The organism is Pedobacter heparinus DSM 2366 (assembly GCF_000023825.1).
Taxonomy (GTDB): Bacteria; Bacteroidota; Bacteroidia; order Sphingobacteriales; family Sphingobacteriaceae; genus Pedobacter; species Pedobacter heparinus.
Map to the genome: position 1 here is coordinate 2,844,300 of NC_013061.1, position 13,051 is coordinate 2,857,350.

General features: G+C 44.9%; 13 protein-coding genes. 5 read left to right on the plus strand and 8 right to left on the minus strand.

The window, feature by feature from the left end; all coding sequences use genetic code 11:
* Positions 1–124: 124 nt before the first annotated feature.
* A complete protein-coding gene (locus PHEP_RS12135; protein WP_015808265.1) occupies positions 125–2,413 on the minus strand; it encodes a DUF7133 domain-containing protein in 2,289 nt (762 codons plus the stop codon).
* A gap of 6 nt (positions 2,414–2,419) precedes the next feature.
* Entirely contained in the window at positions 2,420–2,869 is a 450-nt protein-coding gene (gene rpiB, locus PHEP_RS12140) for a ribose 5-phosphate isomerase B (protein WP_015808266.1), read from the minus strand.
* Between the two features lie 115 nt (positions 2,870–2,984).
* Between rpiB and PHEP_RS12145 the strand changes: the two genes are divergently transcribed.
* The gene (locus tag PHEP_RS12145; RefSeq protein WP_015808267.1) at positions 2,985–3,701 is read left to right on the plus strand and encodes a DUF4397 domain-containing protein; all 717 of its coding nucleotides are present in this window, start codon (positions 2,985–2,987) and stop codon (positions 3,699–3,701) included.
* Between the two features lie 85 nt (positions 3,702–3,786).
* On the opposite strand, the gene PHEP_RS12150 is transcribed toward PHEP_RS12145, so the two are convergent.
* On the minus strand, positions 3,787–4,392 hold the full coding sequence (locus tag PHEP_RS12150; protein ID WP_015808268.1) for a hypothetical protein: 606 nt from the start codon (positions 4,390–4,392) through the stop codon (positions 3,787–3,789).
* A gap of 239 nt (positions 4,393–4,631) precedes the next feature.
* Here PHEP_RS12150 and PHEP_RS12155 point away from each other — a divergent pair, with 239 nt between their 5' ends.
* The 4 genes from PHEP_RS12155 (at position 4,632) to PHEP_RS12170 (ending at position 7,449) form a co-directional block, all read left to right on the plus strand.
* Positions 4,632–4,892 carry a hypothetical protein gene (locus PHEP_RS12155; RefSeq protein WP_036674051.1) on the plus strand — a complete coding sequence of 87 codons (261 nt, stop codon included), beginning with the start codon at positions 4,632–4,634 and terminating at the stop codon, positions 4,890–4,892.
* Between the two features lie 9 nt (positions 4,893–4,901).
* Positions 4,902–5,576, plus strand: coding sequence for a response regulator transcription factor (locus PHEP_RS12160; protein WP_015808270.1), 675 nt, complete (start codon positions 4,902–4,904; stop codon positions 5,574–5,576).
* The gene (locus PHEP_RS12165; RefSeq protein ID WP_015808271.1) at positions 5,577–6,893 is read left to right on the plus strand and encodes a sensor histidine kinase; all 1,317 of its coding nucleotides are present in this window, start codon (positions 5,577–5,579) and stop codon (positions 6,891–6,893) included.
* Positions 6,894–6,966: 73 nt separating this feature from the next.
* Positions 6,967–7,449: a peroxiredoxin family protein gene (locus PHEP_RS12170; RefSeq protein WP_015808272.1), complete on the plus strand. Its 483-nt coding sequence runs from the start codon at positions 6,967–6,969 to the stop codon at positions 7,447–7,449.
* A 3-nt stretch (positions 7,450–7,452) separates the two neighbouring features.
* Here the strand turns inward: PHEP_RS12170 and PHEP_RS12175 are convergent, their stop codons facing one another.
* The 5 genes from PHEP_RS12175 to PHEP_RS12195 form a co-directional block, all read right to left on the minus strand.
* Positions 7,453–7,884: a nuclear transport factor 2 family protein gene (locus PHEP_RS12175; RefSeq protein ID WP_015808273.1), complete on the minus strand. Its 432-nt coding sequence runs from the start codon at positions 7,882–7,884 to the stop codon at positions 7,453–7,455.
* Positions 7,885–7,924: 40 nt separating this feature from the next.
* On the minus strand, positions 7,925–10,066 hold the full coding sequence (locus tag PHEP_RS12180) for a prolyl oligopeptidase family serine peptidase (protein WP_015808274.1): 2,142 nt from the start codon (positions 10,064–10,066) through the stop codon (positions 7,925–7,927).
* A gap of 17 nt (positions 10,067–10,083) precedes the next feature.
* A complete protein-coding gene (locus PHEP_RS12185) occupies positions 10,084–10,902 on the minus strand; it encodes a universal stress protein (protein WP_015808275.1) in 819 nt (272 codons plus the stop codon).
* 26 nt (positions 10,903–10,928) lie between these two features.
* A complete protein-coding gene (locus PHEP_RS12190; protein WP_015808276.1) occupies positions 10,929–11,705 on the minus strand; it encodes a DUF3050 domain-containing protein in 777 nt (258 codons plus the stop codon).
* An 85-nt stretch (positions 11,706–11,790) separates the two neighbouring features.
* Complete coding sequence (locus tag PHEP_RS12195) at positions 11,791–12,951, minus strand: MFS transporter (RefSeq protein WP_015808277.1); 1,161 nt, start codon at positions 12,949–12,951, stop codon at positions 11,791–11,793.
* Between the last annotated feature and the right edge of the window lie 100 nt (positions 12,952–13,051).

Here is a 13,051-nt window from a genome sequence, read left to right on the forward strand (position 1 = left end):
ACTGTCAAAGTACTCCGTTATTGATACATCTAATGTACGGCGAATAATTACTTTAAGCAAATATATTTAAGTATATTTATTAACAAGTTTTTAACAGCTTTTCAACAGGTTATTCACAATCAGGCTATTTACCTTCAAGCTCGGCTATGGTAAAAGCTTTTTCCCTATCCTTATACTGTTTTCTTACTTTGGCTACTTCATCAATGGATACCTTTCCTGCATTATTTTCCCATGAACCACGGATAAAACTCAATACCTGCGCCACATCGTTGTCAGATATTTCATCGCTATGTGCAATCCCTGGCATATCGGCCGAAATCTCGGGCGCTTCATATACATAGCCGTTGATCTTAACCGGTCCGGTTAAACCATATAAAACAATAGAAATGAGTTTCTCTTTGTTTCCGGTAACCCATTCCGACTTATTTAACGGAGGGGCCAGCGACTTGATCCCATTGCCGTCCGGTGCATGACAGGTCTGACAGCTGGAAGCAAACAAAGCTGCCCCTTTAGGGAAATCCCTGATCAATAAAGAAGGGTCCCTGTTCTTCTGCGAATTGTTGACACCCGTAATCACTTTTTTCAACTGCTTGTTAATGGCCAGGTTGGCATCGGGTACCAGCCCTGCAATCTCTCCGGCAAACTGCTCCTCTCTATAGCTCAGGTTACTGATCACCGCAGCAGAAACGTAAGGGTTATCGGGATATTTCTTCACCAGCGCCAGCAACAGTGCATCTGCTGCAGGGGCATCATAAGGCCGGATGTAACTGGCTGCAAAACCCAGGTAAGGTGCGGCCATCTGATCATCAGCAGCAACCATCTTCAGCAGTTCATCTCTGAAATAGCGGTAGGAACTGCCATTGATTACAGCAGGCAGAACGCTTAAAGCCTGCATTTTTACCGGCCATTGCGGCGACCTCAATAACTCCAGCACTTCATTCGTCTGCAAGGCCGACAAACCTTCCAGTACCCACATCGCATGGATGAGCTGCAAGGGCCGATCCTTATGACCAAGCGCAGCTCTTAAATAAGGAATAGCCGATCTGTATCTGCCGTCAATCAGGATCTGCTGCGCCATGTCCCGCACCAGTCCGTTTTGATGCCCCAGCATCGCAACCAGTGCCCCGGGCTCCTCAGTAAACTTTACAGCAGCTGTTTTACTGTTTTTAGGAACTATTTTATAGATCCTGCCACATCCAAGGGGTTGCGCCAGCTTCCTTTCTTCTATAATGTTTCTTAAATAAGGTGTTACATAGGTTTTATGCTGTATAATCCCCCTGTACATGTCAACCACATATAAGGCCCCATCCAGTCCGTTGTATAAACTTACAGGTCTGAAACGTTCGTCTATACTCGCCAGAAATTCTTTGCCCTGATAGGCCTGTGTTCCGCTCACCACAAAACCCTTCTCAGTCAGCACGTTCCGCTTAATTAAATTGGCCGATGGTTCTGCCACAAAGGCATTAAAATCGTAGGCATCACCAAACAGGTGCCCACGGTAAATAAGCGGTCCGCAGGCCGCCGTAAAATTCCTTAAACGCAGACTGTCATCGAGCGTTCCGGGCATATATCCCCTGTTTACACCTGGCGTAGGCCTTGCCGGATAAACCCGGTTGTCCCGTACCGTTCTTTCCGAATAGCCCTCCACACCATGCTGGTCGGGGTTCCTGGCACCATAACCCGGGCTAAAATAATCACTCATCAGGTTGGTAGAATTGTCGTTGTAATAGAGCCGGCCATAGTTATCCTGACTGATCCCCCATTGTCCCCTGAAATGGGTTTCTTCTGTCACCCAGCGATCTCCATATTTGCGGTAGCGTTTGGTCGACTTGGCATTATAGATCCAGTTGTCCATCGCCCTCAGCAAGCCATTGGGCTGGTGTTCTACGTTCCCCTCCGCTGCATATTTATCATCAACCAGTATCCGCTTTCCGGGTTGATCATTTTTAATTTCATAGTACCAGAGGTTCGGCGATTCTGCCACCAGTATGCCCCCATCAATCAAACAGATGGCCCTTGGCAATACCAGCGAATCTAAAAAAACCTTCCGCTCATCTGCCACACCATCGCCATTCTTGTCCTCAAGGATCACGATCTTACCATTTGGCCTGTCCTCCCCTTTGCCATATACATCTGGCATATAGCCTACCATTTCTACTACCCAGATCCGGCCCCTGGCATCAAAGCTAAGGGCCACAGGTGCAGTAACCAGCGGCTCGGCAGCCACCAGCTTCACTTCAAAACCATTTTCCAGCTTCATCAGCTTAATGGCCGCATCGGCCGGTATCACCGGCGATCCGGTGGTATCGGGCATCAGGCCGGGCCTGGCTGTTCCAGTCGTTTTTTTATAACTCTGGCATTGGTACAACGTAAAAACAAAGAGTGCTAAAAGGGTATAAATATATAATTTCATAAAGGTTTACAATTCCTCGTTCTCAATAGCAGTTATTTTGGCCAGTCTTTTTATATGGCGCTCCTCATGGGTAAAACTTGCCTTTAAAAAAGCAAAGCTGATGTCCTTTGCCAGCTCTATCCCGATCACCCGTTCGCCCATACACAGGATATTGACATCATCGTGTTCTACCGACTGGTGTGCAGAATACGTATCATGGCATACACCGGCCCTTATCCCTTTAAACTTATTGGCCGCAATACTCACCCCTACCGCACTTCCGCAAACCAGGATGCCCCTTTCCCCTTTTTTTTCAAGAATGGCCCTGGCTACAGCTGCCGCATGGTCCGGATAATCCGTAGCAGCCGATGTATATGTCCCCAGATCCAGCACCTCATACCCTGCGGCTGTTAAAGTAGTCAGCAGTATATTTTTATAGGTAAAACCTGCATGATCTGAACCTATTATTATCTTCATGATGATTTATGTTTATTAAAGTGCCAATTTAGCCAATTTTATCTATTTTTACTGTAGCGTTTGTATGACACTCTGCGTTTTAACAACAATATTTCACAAATCTTAAAATATGATAATGAACCTTTTTACTAAACCGCTTTCCTTAAAATTTGCAAAACTTACTGCATTTTCGATTGCAGCCGCCAGCACCCTATTGTTAAATTCCTGCTCAAAAGATCCTGACCCGGTACAGGACGTTTCGTTTTTAGCCATTACCAATGCCTCGCCTACCCTGGCCTCTTATAATGTATATATTGGCGCTAACCAGGCCAACCGGAGTGGGGCCCTCGGCTTTGGCAGCAATGTTGCCTATGCGCAGTGCGCTGTTGGCAGCAACAGCGTTAAGTTTACCACTACCAGCAATACGGAAAGTGTCATCACCAAAGCTGTAAATGTAGAAGCAAATACGGCAAACTCCCTTTTCCTGATCGGTAAAGCCGGTCAGCTGGACTACCTGGTGCTCAAAGACCAGCTGGGCAGTGTCAGCTCCGACAAAACCTTTATCCGCTTCATCAACCTTTCGCCCGATGCCCCGGCATTGGACCTGGCTGTTAAAGATGGCAATACGCTTATTGCCGATAAAGCATATAAAGCCAGCAGCAGCTTTACAGAGTTCGAAGCAAAAACATACGTTTTAGTGGTTAAGGATAAAGCAACAGGAACAACACTAAAACGCGAACTGGCCAGTACCGAATTTAAGGCCGGCAGGTCTTATACCATTATTGCTGCTGGTTTAGTTGCCCCTGCCAATACGGAACAGGCCTTTACCACACAGATCATCACCAATCAGTAATCATAAGATCTCCACTATAAAAAAGGGCGCATATACATCATGTATAGCGCCCTTTCGGTTTAAATTGTGTGTGTGTGTGTGGTGGTTAGTGTCTTCCCCTGCCATGCCCTTTGTCATTTCCACGATCATGACCCCGGTCATTTCCTCTGTCATTGTCCCGGCCGCCCCAGTTGCCATGCCCACGGTCCCTGTCATAACCTCTGTCTCTATCTCTATCATAACCTCTATCATAACCTCTGTCACGCTCTCTGGAGTAGAATTTCTTTGCCTGTCCCGGAGGCATACCATGCGGATGGCCTTTTACGACATAATATCTTGAATCGTTGCTGTACCTGATGACCGGCTGGCTCCTTACATTCCTGTATCTCGAATAATATACCCTGTCATGGTCAAAGTTCCGGTAAGAATTTACCACTACCTTATAACCGTTATAAAGGTCGTAACTCCTGTACCTCGAAGGCAATGAAGCCGAAAACCTCCACCTGTTGCCCTCCATATAAATGAACTGGCGTTTTGGTACATGATAATAACACTCTACATCCGGCAGGTAATAATAATCCACATAATCATAGCCTACTGGTCCCCATAAAGGTTGTGAGCCAATATTTACATTGATACTTAACTGTGCCTTTGCCTGGTAGGGCATCCATCCCATTATTCCAAACATTCCTAATAATACTAACCTTTTCATAAACCAAATATTTAAAGTTCCATTTGTGTGTTGTTGAATCAAATCTCTATACTGAACATGAAATCAACATGAAATTTCAGAATTATTATTTTTTTTATTTTTCATCTTAATTTCATGTTCGGTCTGCATCTTCGTACCATTAATTATCTGGGCGCGGATAATTATAACACACACAATGTTTAAGTTGAGAAATGTTAGTTTGCCTCTGCAGAGAGGCAAACTTTCTATATATTTACAGGATGAGTACAGCTATTTTCTTCCGTATATGCCTTACAGCCATGGTCATCTCCTGGCTTCCCCTCGCCTCTTCAGCCAGCAATACGCGCCATACGTCTTATAAAACAAGCTGGCAGGACAAAAAAGATAAAAGGCAGGAACGCGGTAAAGAAAATAAGAAACCAGAGGTGAAAGAAGTTCCGCAATCCAGGAAACAGGAAAAGCCGGAAGAAGTAAAACCAGATAAAAAAGAAAAGCCGAAAGATAAAAGAGGAAATAACTAAGCCCATATTATGAAGGTCCTGATTGTAGAAGATGAAAAAACACTGGCTTATGAAATGGAAGACTTTTTGAAAAAGGCCTTTTATATCTGCGATCTGGCACATAACATCAGCGATGGGCTCGAAAAAATCAGTGCCAACAGCTACGACTTTATTTTACTCGACCTCGGACTGCCAGATGGGGATGGGCTAACCCTGCTCCCAAAAGCAAAAAAACACAATCCTGATGCAGCTTATATCATTTTAACGGCCCGGGGAAACCTGGAAGACAGGATTGCAGGGCTCGATCTGGGGGCCGACGATTACCTGCCCAAACCTTTCTCCCTGCTCGAACTGCAATCCAGGATGCAGGCCATTGCCCGCCGTAAATTCAATCTTAAAGAAGAGTTATTGCCCCTGGGCGATTTTAAGCTCGACCTGCAAAAAAGGCTCATCTTTTTTAACGGACAGCAAATCGAGCTTTCCAGAAAGGAATTTGATATCCTCAGCTACCTTTTCCTGCACAGCAACCGCGTGCTTACCCGCATGCAGCTGAGTGAACACATCTGGGGTACCTTTGCTGATGACGATTACGATTCCAATTATATAGATGCGCACATCAAGAACATCAGAAAAAAGCTGAATGCCTGGGCAGCTACAAATTTCCTGGAAACAGTACGTGGTGTAGGTTACAGAATAAAGAAATAATTGAAACTATCTGCCAAATTAATCCTGTTCATTACCAGCTCAAAGCTAGCTGTAGTGCTGCTGTTTGTCATTTCCCTCCCTTTCCTCGTTAACGGCATCGTATCCGAATACATCAGTTATTCTTTGCGCCTGCAGCAGGATAAAGTCATCCGTATCATCCATAAAAACGGCATCAACTATTACCTGCAGGGCGACAATAACTATGGCAGCTATACCATGCTCAAAGAAGAATACATCGCCCTCGAGCCTTCAACAGCAAATACCCGTATCGATACCATAAAAACGGCCAAACGTCTGGTAGAAAGGGATACGCTCAATTACAGGATCCTGATGCATACCTTTAATTATGAAGGAAAAAATTACCTGCTCGAAATCGGAAAAACGACTTCCAGCATCAACCAGTACAACAAGCCCCTGCAAAGACTGGCCCTGTATGTACTCATGGGCCTCATCGCCCTGAGCCTGCTGTTCGACCTGCTTTTTACCCGTGCACTCATCAGGCCACTCGGAAAAATCATCAAATCAAAGCTCATCGACAGGAAATTTCCTTTCAAAAACCATCCTGCACCCATACGCACCTCTACGTACGATTTTAAATACCTCGATGAATCCCTGATCCTGCTCATGGAACAGATCAATGAAGCTTTCGAGAAAGAACGGGAATTTACCGCCAATGCCTCCCATGAGCTCATGACCCCCATCAGCATCCTGCAAAATAAAATGGAAAACCTGATTGGTGATGAACAGCTGAACGAGGAAGCAGTCGTAAAAATTGCCGATATGATGAAAACGCTCGACCGGTTAAAAAAGATCTCCAGGTCGCTCCTCCTCATCTCCAGGATCGAAAACGAACAGTTCGCCAAATCCGATAGCCTAAAGCCTGCAGCACTGATCAGAGAAGTACTCGATGAGATCAGCCACCGTCTGGAAGAGAAAAACCTGGATATTTCTGTTCAGCTTAACGACCAGGTCCTGTTAAAGGGTGTCAACCACGATCTTCTCTTCCAGTTGTTCTATAACCTCATCAACAATGCCATCAAGTACAACGTACCTGCCGGCAACATCACCATCACAGACCAGGAAATCAGCCAGAACAGCTATTTAATTACCATACAGGATACTGGAATTGGTATTGCCGCCGAAGAACTGCCCTTTATTTTCGACCGTTTCCGAAAAGCAAACCTGAAAGAAAACGTAGGTTATGGCCTCGGACTTTCCATCGTAAAAAGCATCGCTGCTTATCACAACATAACTATCAAAGTAAGTTCAACCTTGCAAAAGGGCAGCACGTTTAAGCTGTACTTCAAATTAAAATAACCAGATTTTTGAATTTAAATGACCATAATTTTCAAATAGAATCAGATATTAGCTTTCACATTTAAACTTAGCTATGAAAAAACTATTTCTTGCCTTATTGTTAAGCGTACTTTCCACAATTACTTTTGCGCAAAACCCTATTGTGGGTACCGATATGCCCAAAGCAGTTTTTTACAAAGCGGATGGCAAAACATTCAATACAGACCAGATTACAAAAGGCAGCAAATCCCTGCTGATGCTGTTCGATGCCACCTGCGAACATTGCCAGAAAGTAGTATCCAACATTTCAAAAAGAAGCACAGAACTTAAAAATGTTAACCTCTACCTCATTTCGCAGGATGAATACCGCTCCATCAATTATTTCATGGACAATTTTGGCAAACCTTTAAAAACAATGAAAAATGTAAGTGTATTGCAGGATAAAGACCACGTTTTCATCCCACTGTTCCACCCCAAACAGTACCCAGCCCTTTACCTTTATGGAAAAGATAAAAAGCTGGAATTTTATTCAAGTGATGAAAGGGATGTACCCAGGTTCTTCAGCCGGATCAAATAAAAATCAATAGCTGATCTTAAAGGAACGTCTGGCCAGCAGCTTCCAGGCTTCCCCTTGTTTCTCCCAAACCAGTACCACGCCAAGGTTAACTTTTGCAGGAATACCGCCATCGTTGGTATTGCCCCTCAGCAGGTGGCGTACGATAGCTGTATTTCCGGCAACGGTAATGGATTGTTCCGACAGCTCTATGGTCTTAAAATCAGATTTTTTGGTAGAAAGCGCAGTTACAAAAGCAGCTTTATCTTCAATATGTCCGTTAGAATGTCCATAGGTCAGGTTATCGGTAACCAGACTTTCCAGATCGGCCTTATTTCCGCTGATCATCGCTACGCGTAGTTTTTCAGTTAATTCTGCAATTTTAGTTTCGTCCTTTGATTGTGCCGAAGCAAGTAAACTCATAATGGTAAATGTGATTAAAATGATGGTCTGTTTCATATATCATATAGCTATGTTCAACAGATAAATATATGGATAATTAAGGTTTATAAACCAGGCCCATGTTATAAAACATAAATGCCCACCTGTCGGCCATTTCCTCAATCGCCTTGTCGGTAGGCTTTCCTGCACCATGTCCGGCATTGGTCTGTATGCTGATCAGCACCGGGGCATCACCACCCTGGTCTTTTTGCAGGGTGGCCGCAAACTTAAAGGAATGCGCCGGTACTACCCTGTCGTCATGGTCTGCCGTAGTAACCAGCGTAGCCGGATATTTTACACCAGGTTTTAACGCATGTACGGGCGAATACTGATGTAAATAGCTGAACATTTCTTTAGAATCTGCCGAAGTTCCGTAATCAAAGCTCCAGCCGGCACCCGCCGTAAACTTATGGTAGCGCAGCATATCCATTACCCCCACTGCCGGAAAAGCCACTTTAAAAAGGTCCGGGCGCTGTGCCATAGTAGCACCCACCAGCAGGCCGCCGTTAGACCCGCCCATGCTGGCCAGATAAGCTGCTGAAGTATATTTATGCCCAATCAGGTATTCGGCAGCCGCAATAAAATCATCAAATACATTTTGTTTCTGCAATTTGGTACCTGCCAGGTGCCATTTTTCGCCATATTCGCCACCGCCCCTTAAATTGGCTACGGCATATATCCCGCCCTGGTCCAGTAAAATGATGTTCGAGGTACTGAAAAATGGGGTTAAACTGATGTTAAACCCTCCGTAGCCATACAATACCGTAGGGTTTTTACCATTCAAAACCAGCCCTTTTTTATAGGTAATGATCATCGGCACCTTAGTGCCGTCTTTTGAAGTATAGAATACCTGTCTGGATTCGTAGTTTTCAGGATTAAAATCCACACCTGATTTTTTATAAAGTTCCGACTTGCCGGTCGACACCGTATATTTAAAGATCGTAGCCGGATATACATAAGAGGTAAAGGTATAATAAAGTGCCGGTTCTTCTTTTTTACCAGAAAAACCACTGGCAGAACCAATACCCGGCAACTCAATCCGGTGTTCCAGCTTCCCGTCCATATTGTACTGCAAAACCAGTGATACAGCGTCTTTGATGTAATTGGCAAAGAGCTTGCCGCCACCGGCAGATGGCCGCAATACGTTTTCGGTCTCCTTAATCAGTTCCTTCCAGTTCTCTGGCTTTGGGTTGGCCGCGTCTACAGTAACAATGCGGCCATTGGCTGCATTTAATTTGGTAAAAATATACAGTTTACTGCCTACATTATCGATGATGTTGTGGTCTTTGTCAAAATTATCCACCACGTTTACAATAGGCGCATCAGGAATGCTTAGGTCCTGAATGTACAGTTCATTGCCCGAAGTAGAGTTGGCGGCCGAGATCACCAGGTACCGTTCATCCTCTGTTAAACCGGCACCAACATACCGCCTTGGTGTTTTGCTGCCACCAAAGATCAGCTTATCTGCCGTTTGGGGCGTGCCCAGCTGATGGTAATACAGTTTATGCTGGTCGGTCATCCCCGAAAGCTGACTGCCATCCTTTGGTTTATCATAACTGCTGTAATAAAAGCCTTCATTCCCTTTCCAGGCTATTTCGGAAAACTTGACGTCAATCAAAGTATCCCCTACAACCGTTTTATCGGCCGCCTTCAACACCACCACCTTACGCCAGTCAGATCCGCCTTCCGACAGCTGGTAGGCCAGCATACTGCCATCTTTGGAAAAATTAATATCCGCCATTGAAGTCGTTGCATCTTTAGAAAAAATGTTCGGGTCCAGAAAAACCTCTGGCTCCCCATCCCCTTTCTGCCTGTACAGTACACTTTGGTTCTGCAGGCCTGTATTTTTATAAAAATAAGTATAGGCCCCTTCTTTAAAAGGCTGCGAATACTTTTCATAGTTCATCAGTTTGGTTAAACGGGTTTTGATCTGGTTGCGGTAAGAAATCTGGTCAATAAATTTACGGGTAACTGCATTCTGGGCATCTACCCATTGTTTGGTCTCTGCCGAGCGGTCATCTTCCAGCCACCTGTAAGGATCGGCTACTTCAGTACCAAAATAATTGTCTTTTATAGTTGTTTCTTTTGTCTCAGGATAAGTCATTCTGGTTTTTTGTGTAGTCTTGTTAAATTGAGCTTGCGTAACCAATGGCGATAAAAGGGCTAGCATAAGCAGGCTGTTTTTTATAATTTTTTTCATGGTGTCGCATTAAATCATTAGATAGGAATCGAAAGCAGCGGGATATGCAGCCCGGATGCCATCACCCTTGTTTTGCTTTTGTGTACCATAGAAGCCCAGAAACCATATTTTTTAGGTACCATAATCAGCATATCGGCACCAAATATCTCTATTTCTTTTTCAATTTCTTCTATTACCGCATTCGATTTCACATTTTTATAGTAATAGGCAATCCCTTCCAGCCCGTCATCTATGGCATTGGTGGCCAGTAAAGCGGGGCCTTCATTCCGCAGTTCTTCCAGGGTTTTATCTACATTAAAAACCTCTACTTCAGCAGCTAAGCTCAAAGCCAGTTCTTTGACATGTCCCAATACCCTTTCAGACACCCCATTCAGTACATCGCAGGCAAAAAGCACTTTTTTTGTCCCTTCAAATTTAGCACCAAGGGGCACAGCCAATACCGGAAACTTTAATTTCTTGATTGCCGAAGTAGTGGTATTTCCCCAAAGGTCCTGTTCAAGGGTCTTGGCCGTCATGCCCAACACCACCAGGCTGGCCTCGTATTTAACCAGCAGCTGCTTCAGTTCATCTTCTACAAAAGAAAATGCAGTTTCATGCCCTACTTCTATGTCATAATCCAATGAAAGTGTCAGGGCGCGTTCTATCAGTCTGATCTCGTTATCTGTCAGCAATCTCTGGATACTGGAAGCCGGTAAAAGGGTATTTGCCGCATGTATCGGGATCACGAAAGAATTAAAAAGGATCAGTCTTGCATTGCTGTGTCTGGCTATCGCCGCTGCATATTCTACAGCATTTTCTGCCACTTCCGAGAAATCTGTCGCTACAATTATGGTCATTCGTACAAAATTTTATGCTTGTAAAGCTATATCTGGGCCAGAATGGCCTTGTAGGCACCATCCCAAAGTGCTATGCGTTTTTCAAGTGCCGCTATACTGGCCTGTTCCGCATCCTGCCAAAGGGCCACATCATCAGCACAAAGCTCGGCAGTCATGGCCAGGGCCAGGTAACTGTGGTGGTCGCCATCCACTTCTATATGCCTGTCCAGGTAATATTTAAATAAAGACAGTTGTTCAGGAAATTTTTTATTCAGGTCGTTTACCATGGTCAGGAACATATTCGGGATCAGGTCTTCCCTTCCAAAAGTAAAGGTACTGGTCTGTAAATGGGCCGCATTGCTGTGGATGATCTTAAAAGTAAAATCAACAAACTCACGCGCAGGTTCCGGTGTTCCGGCAGCCTGATAAGCATTGGGCAGGTCTCCTGTTTTTTGAAGTGCATGGATAAATGTGTCAATGCCGCTGGTATCTGCACCGCATTGTGCCATGGCATCCAGGTACATTTCAAAATGACTTTTGCGCTGGCCTGTACTGTCCACATCCGATTCTTCCCCCGCCACAATCTCGTTGATCAGGTAGCGGGTATTTGCCGAACCTACCGGAAACCAGGGCACACTGGTACAGGTCAGGTTAATCTGCAAAGCTTTTAAAAGCGACATAAAGTCCCATACCGCGTATACGTGATATTCCATAAAGATCCTCAGGTCTTCCAGGCTGTTGATCACACTGTAAACCTTATGGTTTATAATCTGCTGTCTAAGGGGTTCGATGCGCTCCTGTATGCTTTTTAATGCTGCACTCATCTTGCTGTCGTATTAATTTGGCACAAATGTAACCATACAGCATTATAATAGTTTAAGATTTTTGTCACATCTGAAACCAGCCGGTTTAAACGGCCAAAGCCATTCTTTTATTTCGGGCAATCAGCATCCAGGCAAATACGGCCCCGGTTAAGGCCATTAAGGTACCCACCCATACCGGAGAAGTATAATCATAGCCAGCTGCCAGGGGCAAACCACCTAAAAAGGCACCCAAAGCGTTGCCTATATTAAAACTGGCCTGGCTAACAGATGCAGCAAGCATCTCCGAGCCTTTGGCCGTTTTGATCATCAGCATCTGGATCGGTGCCGCCAGGGCAAAAGCCACCGCACCGGTAATGAAGGTCATGACCAGCGAAAGTACCTGATTGGTAGAAATATAATGTACAATAAATAAGGTAACCGCCATGGCAATCAGCAAAGAAACAGAAGCTTTTGCCGGCGAAAACCTGTCGGCCAGCTTGCCCCCTATAAAGTTACCAACCAGCATACCCAGGCCGGCCAGTACCAGGATGTAAGTAATCGAATCGGCAGAAAAACCCGAAACATCGGTTAAAAGCGGGGCAATATAGCTGTACCAGGAAAACAGTCCTCCTGTACCTATGGCAATCATCAGGATAATGAGCCATGCTTCGGGCAGCTTAAAGAAACCCAGTTCTTTTTTCAGATCCCTGTCCTTGGTAGCAGGCAGTGCCGGCATCCATAATTTCAGACTCAAAAGGGTAATTAAGCCTACAACAACAATGATCACGAAAGTATAGCGCCAGGAATAATTGTGACCAATAAAAGTACCCAGCGGCACACCGATCACATTGGCAATGGTTAAACCGGCAAACATCAGCGATACGGCCGAAGCTTCTTTTCCTTTATCTGCAATGCGGCTGGCCACTACCGACCCTACTCCAAAAAAGGCACCATGCGGCAAACCCGCAAGTAAGCGGGCAATAAACATGGTGGTATAATCAGGAGAAAAAGCCGACAAAGCGTTAAAGGCCACAAACATCATCATCAGGGCCATCAATATCTTTTTTGGGGGATAGCTTCCTGCAATGGCCACCAGTAAAGGTGCACCGATAACCACACCCAGGGCATAAGCAGAAATGAGGTGCCCCGCCTGAGGGATGGTAATGGAGAGGTCTTTTGCAATATCGGGCAACAGGCCCATCATCACAAACTCTGTGATGCCAATCCCCAGTCCGCCAAGGGTTAAAGTGAGTAAGCTTTTCTTCATTTCTGTATCGTAGTTAGTGTAACAAATACACGATACAAAAGTAACCAATAAAGCCGGCCCTTTTCGTCTTTAAAAGGTAATTTTTATCCGCTGATATTTA